The sequence below is a fragment of the Peribacillus huizhouensis genome (genome assembly GCF_014138605.1).
GTDB lineage: Bacteria > Bacillota > Bacilli > Bacillales > DSM-1321 > Peribacillus > Peribacillus huizhouensis.
The window spans coordinates 47,380-68,125 of sequence record NZ_JACJHX010000017.1 but is presented as its reverse complement, the minus strand read 5'-3'; the positions used below and the strand labels follow the sequence as shown (position 1 = coordinate 68,125).

Sequence of the window (20,746 nt, the reverse complement as noted above, 5' to 3'; positions counted from 1 at the left end):
TTCCTCCTGTCATCCCTTACCTGATTGGGCTATGAACCGTTACCAATTTCGTTCCATCTGGAAAAGTTGCTTCTACTTGAATATCGTCAATCATCTCCGGAATACCATCCATCACATCCTCGCGAGTCAAAATAGTAGCTCCATATTCCATTAACTGAGCTACCGTTTTGCCATCCCTTGCACCTTCTAATACTTCATATGTAATAAGTGCTATCGATTCTGGATGATTTAATTTCAGTCCTCTATCTTTTCGCTTCTTAGCTAGATCTCCTGCCACAACAATCATCAGTTTATCGATTTCACGCGGTAAAAGCTGCATCGTACTCCTCCTCATTTTCATGTAATTACCAACAGAATCTTTTCTAAAGATGAAAATACTAAGATGTAGATATTTGTTTGAATAAAAAAACAGACATATTTAGCATTTCCAATTCATTTGTATTTAAACAACTATTTCCTTTTACAATTGAGTTTTTATTTTATTTATGAGGATTCATTAAAATATGAGTGAAAATTGAGGGGGGATTTACATGGAAAAAAGAAAAAGCAATTTATCATATGAGCATTCATTTTTTTCTTTCATCACAGCCACTTTAAATGGCATCTCTCAAGTTATATTGATTGAAAATCCATTGACTGGAGTTTTAATTTTACTTGCGATTACGATTTCGGATTATTTCTTAGGAATGATATCCCTTGTATCAGCTATAATTGGTACACTTATCGGAACAATAGGAGGGGCAGATAAAAAAATTGTGAATCAAGGTTTATTCGGATATAATTCCGTATTGACAGGAATTGCACTCACCGAATATTTAAATGGACCTTATCAGTGGATCATTGCATTAATCGCATCTGCTATTGCTGCACTTTTTACAGCTGCCTTGATGCACATTATGCGAAAAACAGAAATCCCCATTCTTACTTTCCCATATTTTGTCTTGACGTGGTTTATATTGCTCGCTTCATATCGATTAGAAACTTTCCATTTAAGTGCAGATTTGGAGCCTCAATCATTAGCCAATTGGACGTTAAACATAGCCGGAAAAGGTAATTGGATAGAAGGAAGCTTTAAAGGAATTGGACAAATTTTTTTCCTTGATAATACTTTATCTGGGGTACTCCTCTTTATCGCTATTTTTTTTGCTGGTTGGAAATTTGGTCTTTATGCCATTATCGGAAATATTACTGCCTTACTGGTCTCCTATCAATTAGAAGGAGAACACGGACTAATTTTCATGGGACTTTATGGATACAATGCAATCTTAGCCATTTTAGCAGTTTCAATTGTTTTCAATACAGAAAGGACAAAATTTTCATTTATCACAGGGATCATTGCAGCTTGTTTAACCGTGCCCATCATGGCTGGCTTAAGCACTTTGCTTTTACCCTACGGTCTACCAGCGCTAACAATGCCATTCGTTCTCAGTACCTGGCTTTTACTAGGAGCGAAGAAAGTCCTGCCTAAAATTTGACAAATTAGTACTCAACATAAACGTATAAACCGGGGAGACACTACGTATACGTAACGACCAGATATAGGAATGGCTATTTGCTCTAAACACTCTTCAAAAAAACAGACCCATCTTACTGGATCTGTACTAAAATTCTTTCTCTTTGGTTAAAGGTTGCTACTTGTGAAACACCTAATCTTTGCAATAACTTCTTGTTCTCTGCTACATATTTGCCAAGATCATCTGGATAATGAGAATCGGAAGAAAGGGTTATGGGTACATCTTTAGCAACAATCGTTGTTAAAAAATCAACAGATGGGCACATTTCTTGAACTGGATAGCGATAGTATAAACCGGCATTCACTTCAGTAGCGGTATTCGTTTCTTGTAATGCTTTAGCAATTCGTTCATACCATTTATGATTAAAGGATTCATTTTCCACTTTAAAATTAAATACTTTTAAATTATCTAAATGGGCAACAAAATCAAACATGTTGGAACGAATCATCTTTTCAACCGCTTCATAAAAACGTGTATATAGGACTTCTAGGTCCATTTTTTCAAAGCGAGTTGCTGTTTGTGGATTATCGAATCCCCATCCATCCACAAAATGAACAGAACCGATCACATAATCCCATCGTTTTCCGGTTAAAAGTGCTGCTAGTTCCTGCTCTTGTCCGACAAAATAATCCGCTTCAATACCTAGCTTTAATGAGACTCCTTCTTTTTCCCAGCGTTTTTTTGCGGCTGAAATTGCGGAAGTGAAATCATCCATCTTTTCCGTCATGACATTTCTTAACCAATACGCTTGCAATTCCCCAATTGAATCGTTTGGATCCAAATTCAACGCTTTTTCAAAATAATTTTTTGTTTCTTTAAAACGATATAGATGATCGACAATCCCGACTTCTTTCAAACCGATTTGCTTGGCCTTTTTCAAATATAAATCCAACCACTCTTCACTATAGCATCCGGCATTTAGTCGCTTTTGAAGCTGACTAATTTGTTTTTCAATCTTATCTCTGGAACCATGCTCCAATACTTCATTATCTCGGAAATGCTCCATTGCTTTCGACGTACGTTCGAGCCAAGCAAATGAATAAGGTCCTTCTTCTAGATGTACGTGATAATCGATTAACATTCTACTCGACTCCTCTTTGTTATAGTCCAATGTTTATACCATTCTTGCCAATCTTTCGGACAAGGTTGATCACTTATTACCTCATCAAATTGGCTAGCTTGTCCGAATGAAAAGAAAGACGGGACGCCTATTTTCGATGCATCCGCAAGCAAAATATTCTTCTTGCTGATTGCCATCATTTTCGCGGAAACGAGCGACTCATCTAAATCATAATCATAGATTGTATCCGCCACGATTCCCCCACAAGAAATAAACGCTTGGTCCACATGCATATGACTTAGCCACTCAAGTGTCATAGCACCCGAGACAGAAGATTGTGCAGGGTTCGTTAAGCCACCTAACATAATGACCTTTCCTGTCATTCGTTTCTCTTCAATCGCTTGATTAAAACGATCGGCAGCTGCAATCGAATTCGTCACCACTGTTAAGTTTTGTACGTTTTGAATAAAATCAGCTATATGAACGGTCGTCGTTCCAACATCAATGGCGATGGAATCGCCATCCTTAATACGCGATGTCGCCATTAAAGCAATTTGTTCTTTTTCTGCTCGATTCATATCAAGTTTTCGTAAAAAAACCTGTTCTTCTTCTAGTTTTGTATATAAAACAGCTCCACCATGCACTCTCGTTAATTGTCCCTGTTCTTCTAACTCGGTCAGGTCGCGGCGAATCGTTTCTGGTGTGACCGAAAACATTGTCGCCAGTTTTGCGACAGATACACGTTTCTCCTCATTTACCCATTGAATAATTAAACGCTGACGTTCTTCCTTTAATTCATTCATGATAAAGCAATAACATCCTTTGGTTCTACGAATAATTGATATTCCGTGCCTTTTTCAAATGCAGAGGATTGATGATGCAATTGTTCCATCGTAAATTGCTTATTGTCGGCATGAAAAGTTGTACGAATTACATTTCCATTCATTATAGAATCGCCAGCAATTGCACGTATTGGATAAGAGGATGTTTGAGGCTGAAATTGAATCGATTCAGGACGAATTGCATACTTCGCTGCTAAGATCGTCATCTTTCCTCCAAGTAAATTCTCTATCTGTTCTTTTGTAAAAACATTATATCGCCCAATAAAATTGGCAACGAATTCAGTTTTAGGTTGTGTATAAATTTCAAAAGGTGTTCCTTCTTGTGCAATTTTCCCTTGATTCATGACGAAAATACGATCAGAAACGGTCATCGCTTCTTCTTGGTCGTGTGTCACAAGAATCATGGTCATTTTCAGCTCACGTTGTATTGTTCGAAGTTCAACTTGTAGGTGTTTCCGAATTTGGGCATCCAGCGCACTTAATGGTTCATCGAGCAACAGTACTTTCGGACGAACAACTAGTGAACGAGCAAGTGCAACCCGCTGTTGCTGACCACCTGAAAGCTCATGTGGAAATGCCTCTTTCTTCTCTTTTAAACCAACGAGATTGATCATTTTCTCTACATGTTCTGCAATTTCATTTACTGGTTGTTTACGCATTTTTAAGCCGAACGCTACATTTTCATACACGGTCATATTCGGAAATAAGGCGTAGGATTGAAACACCATACCTACTTGCCGATTTTTCGGAGGGACTTTCTTCATGTCTTTCCCATCAATCATCACATTGCCGCCCGTTGCCTCTGTCAGTCCGGATAAAATACGTAGGATCGTACTTTTTCCGCAGCCACTCGGGCCAAGTAACGTGACAAATTCCCCGTCTTCAATGTTCATGTCAATCCCAGAAAGAACATGTGCATCTTTATATTGTTTATGAACGTCTTTTAATACAACTTTACTCATGCGTGTCTCATTCCCTTCGCCTTTTTCGTTAATGTCGCCATCACTAGCGTCAGAATACCCATCAATACGATGTATACGAACACAATCGCACTCGCAATATGACCACTTGTACTTAATTTTGCCATTAAATAAATTTGAACTGTTTCAAATCGAGAACCAACAACAAGGTTAATCAAAACAAATTCACCAAATAAAACAGAAAAGGATAAAAGTGATGCGACAAATAATCCTGGATAAACCGATGGAAGTAACACTTTACGGAAAGCATCCATTTTTGAGGCGCCTAATAGCTCCGCCGCATCCATCAATTGCCGCCCTTGCACATTACGTAAGCTATTTCGTGTTCCTTGGTACATAAACGGAAGTACACTAATGACATACACTCCTGTCACAGCGAGGATCATTGGTAGACTCGTCCCCGAATAAAACCGAATGATTCCGACTGATAAGATAATCCCTGGGAAGGCATATACCATCACAACACTTGCCTGAAACCACTTTTCCAATGCTGGAAAGTATAGAACAATTACAAAAATGGCTGGCACAATAAACAAAATCGAGATGAAAACAGCACTACCTGAAAGAAGTACAGACCTGCCGAATGCTTCAATAAAGCGAGCATCTTGAAATAGTGTACGAATCCATTCAAACGTTAATCCTTCTGGTAAAATGGTTTTATTCCATTCCGTTGAAAATGCATACAACGCTGTCGCAAAAATCGGTAAAGCTAAATAGATACCGATTAGGATTAGCATGACGATTGTAAATTTCTTCATCGTTTCGACAAATCCTTTCTCGTTTTCTTGATAAGCCATTCACTCAGTAACATCCCGATAATCATAATTACCCCAAGTAAGACGGCGATGGCACTCGCTAATTCTGGTTGAGCAAAGATATCCCCTGAAATAAGGGAGCCAATACGAATGGCTGCTAAGTTAAAATTACTTCCTGTTAATGCATAGGCAGAAGCATACGCACCCATCGCGTTGGCGAACAATATCGTGAATGTACCTGCAATACCTGGAAGTATAATGGGCAGGCCGATTTTTCTCCAAAACATCAACGGTGAAGCACCTAATAACGCAGCGGCATCTTTCCATTGTTGCTGAATTCCATAATAAATTGGATAGAGAAGCATGATCGAAAGCGGGAGTTGAAAGTAAATATAGATGAGTAATAGCCCTGACCAGCTATAAAGAGAAAAAGATAAATCCCAGCCAAATGAATCAAGCGCTAAAGTAAATAGACCACTGTTTCCCAACAACACGATAAATGCAAACGCAAGCGGTACACCTGAGAAATTAGAAGTTAAATTAGATAAAATTAATAACTTTTCCCGCACTGGTTCGGAAAAATTCGTCATCGCGTATACGCCTAGCAACGAAACGACTAACGCGATGAACGCTGACACGACGGACAAAGCTAAACTGTTTTTAAACCCTTGTAAAATATAAGAACTAGATAACGCTTCTTGATAATGTTCGAACGTAAACCCATCACTATTTGAAAAACTACTCATTAACATGTGAATAAGCGGTACGAGAAAAAAGAACGTCATCAACAAAGCGAACGGTACTAATATGAGCAATACGCCTTTTTTTCCAGACATGTTCATGATGTCTCCCTTCCTTAGTCGACTAGGCCAGGTATGAGTAGAGGGACCATCGCTTCAGATGGATGGATTCCGAGCAAATGACAAGCAAGTGGGGCCATTTGCAGCTGTGAAACAATCTGATGTTGAACAATCGGCTTTACTTTTTTAGAAGCAATAAATAATGGAACATGGCGATCATTCGTTGTATTCCCACCGTGATTCCCATCAACTGTCATCCCATGGTCAGCTGTTACAATGATGTCATAACCGAGATCCATCCATTTTGGCAAGGTAAGAGCCAATAGAGTATCTGTAGCTAAAACACGATTTCGATATTGCACAGAATCAGCTGTAAATTTATGGCCATCATCATCTACATTCATCGGGTGAATATATAGAAAATCTGGGTTCTTTTCAGAAACAAGCCACTGTGCTTCGGCGAATAAGTGACTATCTGGATAATGATCTTCAAAATAAAACAGGCCATTTTCAATCGGTGCATCTTTGTCCAATTGAATTCGATCGATATCATGACGAAACGGCGCATGATTATACAGTTCACTTACCCAATAATAAGCTGCTGCAGCGGTTGTCTTCCCGCTGCGTTTTGCTAAATGAAACAGACTTTCTTGCGTCGATAATCGAACGATTCCATTGCCAACTATTCCATGAACCAAAGGAGGGGTTCCAGTCAAAATCGTTTCGTAAAGCGGCCTAGAAAGTGAAGGTACTTCTGACTTCACTTCATAGCGAGCAGCCTTCCCTTGTTCGACAAGATGTTGCATAAATCCCATATGTGAACACGCCGTATCAAAACGCAGCGCGTCGATAACGATCATAATTAAACGATTATTTGACATAGATTAACACCTGCTCTTGCCACATTTGCGGGATCTTTTTCGTAGTTTCTTCCCAAGCTTTTTGATCACCAACAGGCTGTGCACTTTTATACATATTATCTGGTAATAGAAGGGATTTAACTTCTTCTGGCAACTTCACATTTTCGCGAATTGGGCGTGCATACCCTTTTGCTAAATTCTCTTGTCCTGCATCTGAAAGAATGTATTCACGAGCCAACATAGCGGCATGCGGGTTTTTCGAATATTTGTTAATTACCGTTGCATAGCCAGATGTTACTGATGCCTCTTCTGGAATCGATATATCGAAACGCTTTGCATCAATTTGTTCGCGATAACCTAGTGCATTAAAATCCCAAAGTAAAGCAACTTCTATTTCACCTTTTTCTAAGTTAGCAACACTTGGATCCCCAGCCGATAAACGACCCTGTTTTGCTAATTCTGCAAAGAAATCAATCCCCGGTTGAATATTCTTTTCGTCTCCACCGAAAGCATATGCAGCTGCTAATATAGCAAATTGTGCTTGGTTTGCTGTTAACGCATCACCAATACTAACTTTGTAATTCCCATTTTTTAAATCGTCCCATGATTTAGGGGCATTTTTTACATTATTCTTATCTGAAATAAAGGCCATCGTGCCTGTATAGCCAACAACCCAGTCACCATTATCATCTTTAGCCCAATTTGGAATGTCATCCCAATAAGACGTTTTATAAGATAGTGTTAAGTTTTGTTCCTCTGCAATCGGTCCAAAGGCAATTCCAACATCACCAATGTCAGCTGTTGCATCCTTTTTTTCTGCTGCAAATTTAGCTAACTCCTCTGCACTGGACATATCTGTATCCGAATGTTTTAATTTATATTTTGTTCCTAATTCTCCCCAAGTTTCACCCCAGTTTGCCCACGTATCTGGCATCCCAACTGAATTAACTTCGCCCTCTTTTTTTGCTTTTTCTTCTATTTGAGTCAATGTCAAGTCATTATTATCCGTTTCTTTTCCTGTGCTTGATCCTTTAGATGCATCGTTTGCTGAACACGCCGCTAACATTGATATAGCTGCTACTCCGATAATTCCTTTTTTCCAAGTACGATTCCATGACATTGTTTTTCCCTCCAGAAGATATTTGTTTTTGTTTTGTATTACACTATGAATATACAAAACAAATATTAAGCAAAAAACATTCCCACACTAAGAATGTGTAAATTTCACTTTACAGAACATTTACATCCAACATAGATACCTAAAAAAATACGTGTCAAACTTATCATGTAATTGATATGATAAGTTTGACACGCACTAACATTTATACGCTTCACTTCAATTAAATGTGGATCCATTAAAACTGGCACCCTATCACTACATTAAAGCGATTTTGTTTAATGTAGTTATGTTTTTTGGCAATAATCTTGTTTAACAGCTACAACATATTACTGAGGCTGGTCGTATTGTTTTGCCCTCTCACTATCCTTTATTCCTTTCGTAGTTGGATCAATCACACTACCAACACCAAAGAAAGTAATAGCGATAAAGTTGACAATCCCCAACAATCCATTCATCGCATCTTCAGTAATAGAAAAACCAATAGGTTGAATATACGTGTTAATAAATGCGGCAATCATTTGCACAAGAATTAAGACCCCAGGTATAAATACTGTAAAAATAAAGATTGGATTTTTAAAACGTACTTTCCAGTTAATCATGTTGTCACCTCCTAGTATGCAAAACATGGGGGAGCTTAACTTATGAGAAACAAATTGATTTAGCTGTTGGTTTTGAAAGAAACACAACTTGCGTCATATTGTAATTGTTCCATTTCTTGGGATGAAATTTCTCCCTTCTTAATAGTTTATGTAGCTTGTCTTATTCGGCTAAGGCTAATGATGGATAAATCATCTACATTTCATGCTTGTTTAGAGCTCGCTCTGTAATCAGACTGAACTTGTTAGTGGGAATTCTACAATTATCCCGCATTAACTGGCATTAAGACCCCCACTGATTGAACGAATAACTAATTGCTTATTCTGGCGCTCAAATCTCCTTTAAGGATCGTAATGTCCCTATTCTCGCCCACAAATCCAAATTTTGGATCATATTCTTGATTTACAATGCCTTTGCTCAAACTTTTATAGAGTACTAAGCTCCCAAACTGATAATTTCTTTTCTATGATGCTAATTATTGTTCTCTGTTTCCTTTTATTTAGTCTTAATCTGAGGAAATACTAAAATCTTACGTAATAAAGAAGAATTCTATCAATTTCTTTTCCTTTTCAATAGTCCCGTTCTAGCGCTGCTGATACCCCGCTTCGATAGATCCGTTTTGCCGTTTACATCATTATAGTTTATAATTATATTTAATTAACTATATATTCCAGACAAGGAGCAAGGAAATGGAACCCAATATTCTAACAGGAAGCTTCCAATTAATGAAGTCTTTAAATAGATCCGTCATATTGAATACGATTCGTAAAAAAGGGGGCATTTCGAGAGCCGATATTGCAAAAACAACAAAGCTCACTCCTCCAACCGTTAGCAATCTTGTGAAGGAGTTACTTGAAACAGAAATGATCATTGAAACGTCTTTAGGTGTTTCAAGTGGAGGCAGAAAACCGACATTACTCACGTTAAACAGTGACATGTTTCATGTTATAGGCCTCGATATAGGTTCCCACCACCTCAAAATTATTCTGACCGACATAAATGGCAGAATCCGAAAAAAACAGATTCACCCTATTCCAGACTCCATAACAAATGAGGGCCTGCTTGATTTAATGATTACCTCCATCTATGCCATCCAAAAGAATGAACAAATAGATCGGAACAAAATCATTGGGATCGGAATTGGGATGCACGGTATTGTGGATGTTGATCAGGGTGTTTCCGTTTTTGCCCCAAACTTAAAATTAAAAAATATCGGGATTAAAGATGCCCTAGAAAAAGAATTTCAGATGGTGGTCCAGATTGAAAACGATGCAAGGGCCATGAGTCTTGGAGAACTTTGGTTTGGAAATGGTCATGGTGATGATAGCATTGTCTGTATTAATGTCGGCAGAGGAATTGGTGCTGGAATCATTATTAACGGACAAGTGTTCAGAGGCGAACACTATATTAGCGGAGAAATCGGTCATATGGCTATTGATCTTAATGGCCCGAAATGTACATGCGGCAATTATGGGTGTTTGCAAACATTCGCTTCCGGTCCCGCAATTGTTGAAAGTCTTAAGAAAGAATTGAAACTTGGAGAATCTAGTATACTTAGTAACAAGGAAAATGAAATCGATGGTGAAGTCATTTATCAGGCTGCATTAGCGGGGGACCTGTTAAGCAAGAATATTTTAAATAAAGCTGGACGTTATCTTGGTGTAGGCGTCACGAATTTAATCCATACCGTAAATCCAAAGCGGATTGTAATTAGCGGAGGGGTTTCAAATGCCAAGGAATTCATTCTTGAAAGCGTAAAGAAGACGATTGAACAGCGTGCACTGACCGATTCAGCGAAACAGACAGAGGTAATCATCTCAAAGTTTGGAGCAGACGCCACTGTTATGGGTGCAATTGCATTAATCCTTGCTCAATTGTTTGCAACACCTGGAAACACCTGACATCTCATTTTCTATTTTTTTAGTAAAGCCATCACTAGTCTACACTATATGAAATACCGGTTAAAGAGTCCACTTCAGAGGTGCAAACAATCAAACACAAAGGAAAACACACTGGATTTCACAGTGTGTTTTTTATTGTAATATAAAGGATTATCAGCATTTGTGCTACTTTTTCACACTGGAATGCTAATCGGATAAAATAATTTTGGAGTGAGTGTGATTTCATTTATAATGTGAATTTTAATATATTATGTTTAGTAGCGCATCCATGATATGTCCGTGAATTTAGTGATGATAAACACACGAATGAACCAACGTTTGACAAGTTTCTTCCGTTTTTACACCTCACAAGTAAACCTGTAAAAAACTATGGCCATTTTTTCGTTTGGTATAATTTAGCGTACTAGGATATCCGGGCGTATATACGTTTTCCCATTGTGATTCACCCTTAAATATACCCACTCCCCCGTGTAAGTTAGGTACTCATTTCCTTCCCGACCGACAAGGAACGTATCCTCAGATTTAATGCCACGGATGGCAGGATTCCAAGCAAATGCCTGATTTTCCAGAACCGTTCCTTCTGCATTTGGAGTGGCAAGGAATTCCCGGCTCGCATAACCCGTTGGTCCGCCTTGATGCAGGAAGCGCCAATCTTCGCCATACCCTACTTCCTCATACTTAGCAAACGCTGTCTGTAATACATCCTTAATCGCAGCTCCAGGTCTTGTAGCTGCATTCATCGCCACATCAATCTGAACTAGCTTTTGCTTGTTTTCATATAGTTCTGCAGGCAGTTCACCAAAATGAACGAAACGAGTAACGTTGGAGACGAGTCCCCATTTTTCCGCACAAAGAACAATCATTGCATAATTGGCTAATTTTTTCTCTGTTGGAATAGGGTGGCGGTATTTAAATACCCTTTCATCCGTTGATACAAGAATGAGTTGAGGATTAATCCCCTCTTTAATAACTTTTGCTGCCAGATGAGCCTGGATCTCAAACTCTGTCCACCCTTGTTGTACTTCACGGCATGTCGACTCAACAGCCTTCGCTGCCTGCTTAGATAGCCAACGGTACCGGTCAACTTCCTCACAAGTTAATGTATAACGAAGGCTAGTGAGTTCATGACCGAAGTCTAGAAAGTTGCCGATGGGTACATCGCTTGCGATTTTTTTTCCGTCTGTTAGACCTTGTACAATGGAATCCTGATCTTCATACCATTCTAGAGTCATAAATTCATAGCCCAGGCCTAAAAGCTCCTCGTCATGAATGCGTGCCGATTCCATTTTTGAAGTAATGCAATATTTTTTATCGGCCAATATTAATAAATCAGCTACACCCTCTTCTGTTGTATTGACTATATGATTATCCTTTCCACCAGTAACCCAGGCAAAATTGCTCCGTTTTCGGAAAAACACACCGTCAATCTGTTTATCTGCAATAAACTGTTTCACTTTCTCTAGCGGTGTTCCAACGATAGTCTCCATAATGATCCTCCTATCTTTTTTCCTCGTAACCGTTTGGATAAGCTTGATGCCAGTTCCAAGCGGTGTCAATAATTGTTTCCAAATCGTTAAACCTCGGCTTCCAACCTAAAACAGACTGTGCCTTTTCAGAAGATGCAATCAAAATAGCTGGATCACCTTGACGCCTCGGGCTTACCGACTCTGGGATTGGATGTCCAGTTACCTTCCGTGCTGTCTCGATGACTTCTTTCACCGAAAAACCCATTCCATTTCCAAGATTGAACACGTCACTCGTCTCATTTTTGCGTACATGCTGAAGGGCAAGCCAGTGTGCATTAGCGAGATCCATCACATGGATATAATCCCGAATACAAGTCCCATCTTCAGTAGAGTAGTCAGCTCCAAAAATTCCGATTGACTCTCGTACTCCTAAAGCAACTTGCAAAACAATTGGGATTAAATGACTTTCCGGCTGATGATCTTCCCCTATACTTCCATCTGGATGAGCACCTGCCGCATTAAAATAGCGTAGCGAAATAGACTTTAATCCGTAAGCGTTATCACACCATCTAAACATTTTTTCCATTGCCAGTTTCGTTTCACCATATGGACTTGTTGGATCGGTCGTATCTGTTTCCTTGATTGGAATCTGTTTCGGCTCTCCATAAGTGGCGGCAGTTGATGAGAATACGATTTTCTTAACGCCATGTCGAAGCATAGTAGATACAAGTGTATGAGATGCTATTAAGTTATTTTCATAGTAATCTAACGGATGTAAAACACTCTCTCCGACTAACGAATTTGCCGCAAAGTGAATAACTGCTTCAATTTCATGCTGTTCAAAAACATGGTTTAAAAAGGTACGGTCACGAAGATCGCCTTGATAAAATTGCCCCCCCACTACAGATCCTCTATGGCCAGTTCTTAAGTTGTCTATGACAATGACTTCTTCACCTTGATTTAATAGCTCTAATACCGTGTGGCTACCTATATAACCCGCTCCACCTGTTACTAAAATCGCCATCCCTTATCCTCCTTAACTATTTCTTTTGTACCATCACCAATTTCACATATATAGAAAGTCGGCTCGATACCTGTCTTAGCTGTATAATTCCTTGCTACTGTCTCTGTAAATGATGGAACATCCTCATTCTTCACAAGACTAACATTACAGCCTCCAAAACCTGCTCCTGTCATCCTTGTACCAATACAGCCTTCAGCTTTCGCTGCTTCTTCAAATAGAGTATCTAACTCAATTCCTGTCACTTCATATAAATCACGTAAAGATTCGTGGGATTTCTTCATTAAATTTCCAAACATGACAAGATCGTGTTTCTCTAATGCTTCCATTGCAGAAATAACCCGTTCATTTTCTGTCACTACATGTTCCACTCTTCGACGAATGATTTCGTCTTTAACCATATGTTGAACCCTTTTCCAATCAGCAACGCTAATATCTCCTAATGACTGAACATCGGGTAATTGTTGTTGGATGATTCTTAATCCTTCCTCACATTCACTCCTGCGCTCATTATATTTGGAATCAGCTAGACCTCTTCGCTTATTTGTATTAATAATCACTAGCTTGTAGCCATCAATTCTCACTGGAACATATTCGTATTCAAGCGTATCGCATTTCAACTTAATCGCGTGCTCACTTTTGCCCATTCCTACAGCAAACTGATCCATAATGCCACAGTTAACACCAACAAAGCGATTTTCGGCACGTTGGCCTAACTTAACTAGCTCAACCATTGGAATCTCCATTCCTGCAATTTCACTCAAGGAAAGCGCTGTCACAAGTTCGATTGACGCAGAAGAAGATAGCCCAGCTCCATTTGGAATATTTCCGTAAAACAATATATTTGCCCCTGTATAATATTGCGCTTTTTCTGGACCCGCGACTTCAAGTAGCTCTTTCAGAACACCCTTTGGATAATTGGCCCAGTCATGCTCTTTTATATACGCTATTTCTGAGACATGACAGCTCACCTTTAACTCGAAATTAGCAGAGCGAAAATTGTATATTCCATCCTGGCGCGGACTTACGATAGCCCAAGTTCCGAAAGTCAAAGCGGCTGGGAAAACATACCCCCCATTATAATCCGTATGCTCTCCAATTAAATTCACCCTACCTGGAGCAAAGTACACGCGCCATTCATCTGCTATTCCGTATTCTTGATCGTATAACTTTTTTAATTGATTTATATCCATGTAAGCCCTTCCTTCCCCTTTTTCCATTTGCCTAACTGAAGTTCTTAAATCTATGATCTACAGTGAATTTAAAAATGTAGTAAAAGCTCGTTTTCCTTCTTCCGTGGTTTTAAATACGCCAGCATCTTCAAGAACGCGTTGAAATTTCATTCCCACTTCTTCTTTTAGAATAACCATTACATTTTCTTTCGTGATACGATCTAATCTTTGACACATATCCTCATACCACTCCCAGTGTTTGAGCAACTCTTTGTTCCACTTTTCCTTTTGTATCGGCTTCACAAGATAGTCGGCGATTTGCTCTAATTCCGTTGCAAGCCTCCCCGGTAGCACAGCAAGTCCCATCACTTCAATCAATCCAATATTCTCCTTTTTAATATGATGGAGATCACGATGCGGATGGAAAATTCCGTCTGGATACTGCTCTGTTGTGCGATTATTCCTTAAGACAATGTCCATTTCATATAAATTGCCCCGTCGACGTGCTATAGGTGTCACAGTGTTGTGTAAAGTGTTTCCTGTGTATGCAACAATATTTGCCTCAAGATCGACATACTTTTTCCAACTTTCATAAATATGCTCAGCAACATTTGCCACATCTTCCTTACCCCCTTGGATACGGATAACTGACATTGGCCAATTCACAATACCAACCCTTGTCGATGGATATGCATCGAGAGAGATCGTTTCAACCATTTCTGCCTTTTCGACCGCAAATGTGTATTTGCCACCTTGAAAATGATCATGCGATAGAATAGAACCGCCAACAATAGGCAAATCAGCATTGGAACCAATGAAATAATGCGGAAATTGATCAACAAAGTCGAGTAGACGATCAAACGTTGCTCTAGACATCTTCATCGGTGTATGCTCTTCTCGAAAAATAATACTATGTTCTTTGTAGTATACATATGGCGAGTATTGAAATCTCCATTCCTCATCATGTAAGCGAATGGGAATCGTTCGATGCGTCGCTCGTGCAGGATGCCTAAGCGTCCCTTTATACCCTTCATTTTCGATACATAATAAACAAGTAGGATAAGAAGATGAAGGCGCTTCCCTCATTTCCGCAATTTCTTTCGGATCTTTTTCCGGTTTAGATAAATTAATTGTAATATCGATGTCACCGTAAGGAGTTGTTACTTGCCACTCTTTATTTTTAGCTATCCGGTCCAAACGTATATAGTTTGAAGCAGTAGAAATTTTATAGAAGAATTTCGTCGCTAGTTCCGGATGATTCTCATATTGATTCTTAAATTGGCGAATTACCTCAGAAGGCCGAGGCATCAGACAGTTCATAATTTCCGTATCAAGAATATCCCGTTCAGTAACCGTATTAGATGTAAGTAAGCCTTGATCATGTGCCCAATCTAATAGATTCGTCAAAATTTCTACTAAAGAAGGTAGAGGGTCTGTATGATGACACTCTTCCCATTCATCAAGCCCCAAAAGAGACAGAACACGATTTCTCACGTAAATTAGATCTTCTTGCCTAAACAAGTCATTTTCACGACCATAGTATAGTAAATTTTGGATATGTTGATAAATATCTTTCATACATGACACCTCGATTTAAGTAGTTTGGGTGGGATATTAAAAGGATATCGAATTCACTTCATAAGTTTTATAACTTAATTAAATTAATTAAGTATGTATTTATTATTTTATACTTTATTTCAAAATTTTACAATATGTATTAAATAAGATGTCATTCCAATATGAAAGAAAACATTCTTTCGGTCTTCTAAAATTTTTCAAACTTCCTTCTCGACAAATAGAATCAAGACAAAGTTTCAGCTTTCACCTACGATAGACCGAATGTATAGAATTTACATAATCAGATCAAGTGAAATTTCAATCAGTGGGATTTTTACTCCCCACTGATTGCTCGTTTCCTTTCCTTCCACTATATATAGCTACATTATAAAACGGATTTTTTTATCCTAGATGCTATTTAAAACCTGGCTTCCCTCTTTTACTGGATTATCAATCGCATTCTTGTTTTGAAATTTTTTACTTAATACGACTGGCGAGTTTGCATTTTGATGATATGGCTGAATCACAAATGAATATTGGAAATCTTCATTCTTTAGTCGATATTGTTCTTGAACATCTTGACCACAACTAGCTGATCCTAAGCCATATTGTTGTTTATCAATGTGTAAAGTGATATATGGTTGCGTAACAAGATCATATGTGTGTTTGGCCTTTTCAAGTTGTTCAACTGTATAATAGCTTGCTGAGAAATCAAAAGAATTTCCACTAACGAGCATACTTTCACCATTCTCTTTTGATAAGCTTGCCCATTTCGTTTGATGGCGGTTGCCGTTTTCTTGTGGGAAAATATATGGCGTATACAAACCATCAATTGTTGATGACCATACCCCCATCTTGGCAGCTAATCGACTATCTACATAAGCTTCATTCGGTCCTAATCCGTACCATTGTACAGCATCAAAGCTATTTTCTACGATCATCTCTACACCAACTCGTGGCAGAGATTCTGGACCATTTCCAGTTGTAACACCTTTAATATCAACTAAAACTCTTCCATCCGCATAAACCTTATATTCATACGATACATCAAATCCCCAGGCAATAACTGGCGGAGCTACTCTTGCTTCACATGAAATCACAGCAACTTGAAGATCTTCTTGCTCCGTCATGACCGTTTGTTTGATTCGATGTTGCATGACGTCAATCCCATATTCTTTCCATTGTTTAGTGACTGGCTTTGCCAAAAATTCATTAGAGCCTAAAATATCATTATCAATAGGTGCTCTCCAGAAATTTAATCTTGGTCCTTTATGGAGCATAAGTTGACCATTATAATAATAGTCTTCTATGCGACCGTTTTGCTTATTAAAAGTTAATTCGAAATTGGATCCTTCAATTATTATTTTAGCTAACTCATCTTTTACATGTAATTGACCATTAGCTCGTTGTTCAGTAAAAACATATTGAGAAATCGGAAGTTCATGTTGTGACCAGGCAACAATATGACCTGAAGCCGCCCATTCAGTCGTTTCTTTCGTTGTCCAAACGAGATTCAACCAATAATCCGTATTTTCACGCACGACATGTGGTACTTGAATAGGTAACTCTACCACTCTCCCGGAATTTTGCGGAATCTCTGGTACGTCCACAATTCCACTGCCGATAATCTTTCCATCAGCTTCTATCGCCCATTGACATTGTAGAGAAGATAAATCAGAAAAATCAAAGCGGTTTTGAACTAGAATCGTCTTTTCAGCAAAATTAAAATCGGTTACGGCAACTGGTTCAATGACTTTTTTCAACTCGGCTAATGCTGGAGAAGGCGTGCGATCAGGTCGTACTAATCCATCAATGACAAAATTACCATCATGTGTTTTCTCACCAAAGTCGCCTCCATATGCAAAATATTCTTCACCATCTTGCGTATATTGCCTTAAACCATGGTCAACCCATTCCCAAACGAAGCCACCTTGAAGTCGATCAAACGTATAAAATGTTTCCCAATATTCTTTCAGTCCTCCTGGACCATTTCCCATTGCATGGGCATACTCACATAAAATATGCGGTTTCTGTAAGTTCGTTAATCCACCAATGACTTTCATTTGATCAATGGACGTATACATGGACGTGTGAACATCCGATGCAATCGGATCCTTCGTTGGTACGAAATCATCTTCATACAAGATTTCTCTCGTCTCTCCTTCATAATGGACCAATCTCCTCGGATCTCTTTTCTTGGCCCATTCATACATGGCAACATGGTTTTGGCCAAATCCTGATTCGTTCCCTAATGACCACATAATAATCGACGGATGGTTTTTATCCCGCTCAACCATTCTTTCCATACGATCAACATATGCTGCTTGCCAATTTAGATCGTCGCTGAGTAGATGTGGTTGACCAACCATGACTAGTCCATGACATTCAAGATCTGTTTCATCAATTACATAAAATCCCAGTCTGTCGCACAGATCATAAAAACGCGGATCATTCGGATAATGAGCTGTTCGCACCGCATTAATATTATGCTGCTTCATTAATAGTAAATCTTCCAGCATCGAACTAACTGGAACAGCGCGGCCAAAATCAGGATGGGCATCATGTCGATTCACACCTTTAAACATAACAGCTACGCCATTCACTAATAATTGTCCACCTTTTATTTCAATATTTCTGAATCCAGATTTTTGTGGAATCACTTCAATGACTTCACTATTTGAATTCAATAATGTAATTACTACATCATATAAATACGGTGTTTCTGCATTCCATTGTTTAACGCTTTCAATTGGAATAGAGCCTGTCACTACTTGACAATCGATAGTATGTACATGTTCAGCTATTAAACTACCGTTTTCTAATATTTCTACAGTGATTCGATGCTCTTGATAGTCTCCTTGAACTGCTAATTCATAGTCTAATTGCCCAGATTTGAAATCGTTTTCTAAATAACTATTAATAAAGACATCTTGGATATGAGTATGAGGTTTTGAGACAATATAAACATCTCTAAAAATACCACTTAGCCACCACATATCTTGATCTTCAATATAAGAAGACTCCGCCCATTGATAGACTTTGACCGCGATTTTATTTTTTCCTTCTTTCACAACATCGGTAATATCAAACTCAGATGGCAGTCGGCTTCCTTGACTATAGCCAACCGGATGCCCATTCACCCAAACATGGAAAGAACTATCAACACCATCAAACATCAAATGTAATTTTTCTGATAATGCTTCTTTCGATAGCGTAAACGTTCTTACATAGGCGCCAGTTGGATTTTCAGACGGAATGTATGGTGGCTCTACAGGAAAAGGGTACTTTACATTTGTGTAATGAGGATTACCATACCCATTCAATTGCCAATGAGAAGGAACTTGGATTGTTCCCCAATTTTCTGTACAATAGTCTTCTTCATAAAAATCACTAGGAGATTCGATCGGTGAATTGGCATAATGAAATTTCCAATCACCATTTAACAATAAAAATCCTAGTGATTCTCCTCGATCATACGAAAGAGCTAGTGATTTGTTTTTATAGCCGAAAAAATACGCTCTTGATTTTAGTCGATTCTTTTGTAATATATCTAAGTTTTCCCAATCATTTCGTAATGTCATAGCAATTAAATCCCTTCTATTTTTTATTATCCTTGTACTGATCTACCTTATATACAAAATGAATATGGCGTTATAACTCCACCATTTGCTATGGAGGCTAAATCGTGTACAACACTGCACTCACCTAATCACAATGGCGGCGGTGCGAAGCCGAATTTAGAACTATTTCTCAATAATATAGGTATGCTTGATAAGAAAATTGACTATATTATGAAGTTGTGAAGCCCCGCCCCATGTCCGCATACAAAAACAAAATAATTACTGTTACGATACTTCCTACATCATTAATTTTTGACTGTAAAACAGAGTTGAACAAACTAGCTTTTTAAGTGTTGTGGTTACGTGACCACATCGGTCATAAAAAGAATTCTTTTGAACAATATCAGGTTAGATATGTTCAATTAGAAATCTTTAGTAGTAATATTCAAAATATAAACCCTAATGAAAACGTTGTCAATTATTTAATGTTTTTGACAGACTCTCTTTCTATTAAAGTAACATCAGCTTCTATGATTGATTTAACCTTCTTTTCATTGAGAAGTTGATCTAATAATTGTTCAACTAGTATTCTGCCGATTTCCCTTTTTGGGATATTCATCGTTGTTAATGTTGGGGTGACGATATTCGCTAGTTCAATATTATCAACACCGATAACGGATATATCATCAGGCACTTTTTTTCCACTTTCAATGATGGCCCTCATCGCACCTGCTGCTAACAAATCATTCGATGCTGCAACGGCTGTAAATGATTGACCATTTTCTAATAGCGACTTGATCGCCGCATACCCCGTAGTCAATTTGTCATCATACATTTCGATATATTTCTTATAATAGTCCTTAATTGGTAAATGATGTGCTTTCATTGCACTCTCATATCCTTCGTATCTAGCATTCTCTATATCATTATCGAAATAATGCCCTAAAAAAATGATTTCTTTATGACCGCGTTGAATTAAATGCTCGACAGATTGCTTCATCACTTTATTCAAATCTATAAAAACATGAGGAATGTCTGTTTCTAGTACACGGTCCAAATATAGTGATAGTGGCATATGCAGCTCATTTTTATCAAAATCCATTATTGCACTAATTTCATACGAAGCAAGTAAAATCATGCCATCATAAGGCCCCTCCAATACTTGTTTCAAATAGTTCTTTTTCTCTTTCGTAATATTATATAACGATAAAGAATATCCTCTTTCTAATGCCATTTCTTCTATCCCAACAAACATTTCCGTAAAAAAGGAATTCGTAATAGATGGTGTTATACAAGCAATTTGTTTATAAGACTTCATCCGTAAATTTTGTGCTGCTCGATTAGGTATATAATTCAATTCAGCAATGGCAGCTTCCACTCGTTCTCTAGCTTCTATTGCAACATATCCATTATTATTAATGACGCGTGATACGGTTGATGGTGAAACACCCGCTTTTTGTGCAACCTCTCTCCTTGTAACCATTCGTTCTCCTTTCTAACACTTTTTACCCTCTATATTCTTTATGAATTACTATGATTAA

The 20,746-nt window shown here is 38.3% G+C and carries 17 protein-coding genes; 2 read left to right on the top strand and 15 right to left on the bottom strand.

Annotated features, from left to right (window positions below):
* Positions 1-16 precede the first annotated feature (16 nt).
* Complete coding sequence (locus tag HNP81_RS19530; protein ID WP_028389754.1) at positions 17-319, bottom strand: urease subunit gamma; 303 nt, start codon at positions 317-319, stop codon at positions 17-19.
* A gap of 211 nt (positions 320-530) precedes the next feature.
* On the opposite strand from HNP81_RS19530, the gene HNP81_RS19525 reads away from it, so the two are divergent.
* Positions 531-1,475 carry an urea transporter gene (locus tag HNP81_RS19525; protein ID WP_182503738.1) on the top strand — a complete coding sequence of 315 codons (945 nt, stop codon included), beginning with the start codon at positions 531-533 and terminating at the stop codon, positions 1,473-1,475.
* Between the two features lie 112 nt (positions 1,476-1,587).
* Here the strand turns inward: HNP81_RS19525 and HNP81_RS19520 are convergent, their stop codons facing one another.
* The 8 genes from HNP81_RS19520 to HNP81_RS19485 form a co-directional block, all read right to left on the bottom strand.
* Positions 1,588-2,595, bottom strand: coding sequence for a histidinol phosphate phosphatase domain-containing protein (locus tag HNP81_RS19520; RefSeq protein WP_182503737.1), 1,008 nt, complete (start codon positions 2,593-2,595; stop codon positions 1,588-1,590).
* Positions 2,589-3,377, bottom strand: coding sequence for a DeoR/GlpR family DNA-binding transcription regulator (locus HNP81_RS19515; RefSeq protein WP_028389751.1), 789 nt, complete (start codon positions 3,375-3,377; stop codon positions 2,589-2,591). Before HNP81_RS19515 ends, HNP81_RS19520 begins: the two co-directional genes overlap by 7 nt.
* Positions 3,374-4,378, bottom strand: coding sequence for an ABC transporter ATP-binding protein (locus tag HNP81_RS19510; protein ID WP_182503736.1), 1,005 nt, complete (start codon positions 4,376-4,378; stop codon positions 3,374-3,376). Before HNP81_RS19510 ends, HNP81_RS19515 begins: the two co-directional genes overlap by 4 nt.
* Positions 4,375-5,154: an ABC transporter permease gene (locus tag HNP81_RS19505; RefSeq protein WP_182503741.1), complete on the bottom strand. Its 780-nt coding sequence runs from the start codon at positions 5,152-5,154 to the stop codon at positions 4,375-4,377. The genes HNP81_RS19510 and HNP81_RS19505 overlap by 4 nt, the downstream gene beginning before the upstream one ends.
* Positions 5,151-5,987, bottom strand: coding sequence for an ABC transporter permease (locus tag HNP81_RS19500; protein ID WP_028389748.1), 837 nt, complete (start codon positions 5,985-5,987; stop codon positions 5,151-5,153). The genes HNP81_RS19505 and HNP81_RS19500 overlap by 4 nt, the downstream gene beginning before the upstream one ends.
* Before the next feature lie 20 nt (positions 5,988-6,007).
* The gene (locus HNP81_RS19495) at positions 6,008-6,832 is read right to left on the bottom strand and encodes an alkaline phosphatase family protein (RefSeq protein WP_182503735.1); all 825 of its coding nucleotides are present in this window, start codon (positions 6,830-6,832) and stop codon (positions 6,008-6,010) included.
* Positions 6,822-7,931 (bottom strand): ABC transporter substrate-binding protein, encoded by a 1,110-nt coding sequence (locus HNP81_RS19490; RefSeq protein WP_182503734.1) that lies wholly within the window; start codon positions 7,929-7,931, stop codon positions 6,822-6,824. The genes HNP81_RS19495 and HNP81_RS19490 overlap by 11 nt, the downstream gene beginning before the upstream one ends.
* 326 nt (positions 7,932-8,257) lie before the next feature.
* On the bottom strand, positions 8,258-8,530 hold the full coding sequence (locus HNP81_RS19485; RefSeq protein ID WP_220478658.1) for a phage holin: 273 nt from the start codon (positions 8,528-8,530) through the stop codon (positions 8,258-8,260).
* 687 nt (positions 8,531-9,217) lie between these two features.
* Between HNP81_RS19485 and HNP81_RS19480 the strand changes: the two genes are divergently transcribed.
* Positions 9,218-10,429: an ROK family transcriptional regulator gene (locus tag HNP81_RS19480; RefSeq protein WP_182503732.1), complete on the top strand. Its 1,212-nt coding sequence runs from the start codon at positions 9,218-9,220 to the stop codon at positions 10,427-10,429.
* A gap of 395 nt (positions 10,430-10,824) precedes the next feature.
* On the opposite strand, the gene HNP81_RS19475 is transcribed toward HNP81_RS19480, so the two are convergent.
* The 6 genes from HNP81_RS19475 to HNP81_RS19450 form a co-directional block, all read right to left on the bottom strand.
* Positions 10,825-11,916 (bottom strand): M24 family metallopeptidase, encoded by a 1,092-nt coding sequence (locus HNP81_RS19475; RefSeq protein WP_182503731.1) that lies wholly within the window; start codon positions 11,914-11,916, stop codon positions 10,825-10,827.
* A gap of 10 nt (positions 11,917-11,926) precedes the next feature.
* Positions 11,927-12,919, bottom strand: coding sequence for a UDP-glucose 4-epimerase GalE (gene galE / locus HNP81_RS19470; protein WP_182503730.1), 993 nt, complete (start codon positions 12,917-12,919; stop codon positions 11,927-11,929).
* On the bottom strand, positions 12,907-14,109 hold the full coding sequence (locus HNP81_RS19465; protein WP_182503729.1) for a galactokinase: 1,203 nt from the start codon (positions 14,107-14,109) through the stop codon (positions 12,907-12,909). The genes galE and HNP81_RS19465 overlap by 13 nt, the downstream gene beginning before the upstream one ends.
* Before the next feature lie 57 nt (positions 14,110-14,166).
* A complete protein-coding gene (galT, locus tag HNP81_RS19460) occupies positions 14,167-15,666 on the bottom strand; it encodes a UDP-glucose--hexose-1-phosphate uridylyltransferase (RefSeq protein WP_182503728.1) in 1,500 nt (499 codons plus the stop codon).
* 386 nt (positions 15,667-16,052) lie between these two features.
* Positions 16,053-19,226 (bottom strand): beta-galactosidase, LacZ type, encoded by a 3,174-nt coding sequence (lacZ, locus tag HNP81_RS19455; protein WP_182503727.1) that lies wholly within the window; start codon positions 19,224-19,226, stop codon positions 16,053-16,055.
* Between the two features lie 457 nt (positions 19,227-19,683).
* On the bottom strand, positions 19,684-20,688 hold the full coding sequence (locus HNP81_RS19450) for a LacI family DNA-binding transcriptional regulator (protein ID WP_034300135.1): 1,005 nt from the start codon (positions 20,686-20,688) through the stop codon (positions 19,684-19,686).
* Positions 20,689-20,746: the final 58 nt, after the last annotated feature.

What these genes read in the sequence shown, in the direction of transcription:
- HNP81_RS19530 (WP_028389754.1), bottom strand. Translation starts at nt 319, where the DNA reads ATGCAGCTTTTACCGCGTGAAATCGATAAACTGATGATTGTTGTGGCA.
- HNP81_RS19525 (WP_182503738.1), top strand. Translation starts at nt 531, where the DNA reads ATGGAAAAAAGAAAAAGCAATTTATCATATGAGCATTCATTTTTTTCT.
- HNP81_RS19520 (WP_182503737.1), bottom strand. Translation starts at nt 2,595, where the DNA reads ATGTTAATCGATTATCACGTACATCTAGAAGAAGGACCTTATTCATTT.
- HNP81_RS19515 (WP_028389751.1), bottom strand. Translation starts at nt 3,377, where the DNA reads ATGAATGAATTAAAGGAAGAACGTCAGCGTTTAATTATTCAATGGGTA.
- HNP81_RS19510 (WP_182503736.1), bottom strand. Translation starts at nt 4,378, where the DNA reads ATGAGTAAAGTTGTATTAAAAGACGTTCATAAACAATATAAAGATGCA.
- HNP81_RS19505 (WP_182503741.1), bottom strand. Translation starts at nt 5,154, where the DNA reads ATGAAGAAATTTACAATCGTCATGCTAATCCTAATCGGTATCTATTTA.
- HNP81_RS19500 (WP_028389748.1), bottom strand. Translation starts at nt 5,987, where the DNA reads ATGTCTGGAAAAAAAGGCGTATTGCTCATATTAGTACCGTTCGCTTTG.
- HNP81_RS19495 (WP_182503735.1), bottom strand. Translation starts at nt 6,832, where the DNA reads ATGTCAAATAATCGTTTAATTATGATCGTTATCGACGCGCTGCGTTTT.
- HNP81_RS19490 (WP_182503734.1), bottom strand. Translation starts at nt 7,931, where the DNA reads ATGTCATGGAATCGTACTTGGAAAAAAGGAATTATCGGAGTAGCAGCT.
- HNP81_RS19485 (WP_220478658.1), bottom strand. Translation starts at nt 8,530, where the DNA reads ATGATTAACTGGAAAGTACGTTTTAAAAATCCAATCTTTATTTTTACA.
- HNP81_RS19480 (WP_182503732.1), top strand. Translation starts at nt 9,218, where the DNA reads ATGGAACCCAATATTCTAACAGGAAGCTTCCAATTAATGAAGTCTTTA.
- HNP81_RS19475 (WP_182503731.1), bottom strand. Translation starts at nt 11,916, where the DNA reads ATGGAGACTATCGTTGGAACACCGCTAGAGAAAGTGAAACAGTTTATT.
- galE (WP_182503730.1), bottom strand. Translation starts at nt 12,919, where the DNA reads ATGGCGATTTTAGTAACAGGTGGAGCGGGTTATATAGGTAGCCACACG.
- HNP81_RS19465 (WP_182503729.1), bottom strand. Translation starts at nt 14,109, where the DNA reads ATGGATATAAATCAATTAAAAAAGTTATACGATCAAGAATACGGAATA.
- galT (WP_182503728.1), bottom strand. Translation starts at nt 15,666, where the DNA reads ATGAAAGATATTTATCAACATATCCAAAATTTACTATACTATGGTCGT.
- lacZ (WP_182503727.1), bottom strand. Translation starts at nt 19,226, where the DNA reads ATGACATTACGAAATGATTGGGAAAACTTAGATATATTACAAAAGAAT.
- HNP81_RS19450 (WP_034300135.1), bottom strand. Translation starts at nt 20,688, where the DNA reads ATGGTTACAAGGAGAGAGGTTGCACAAAAAGCGGGTGTTTCACCATCA.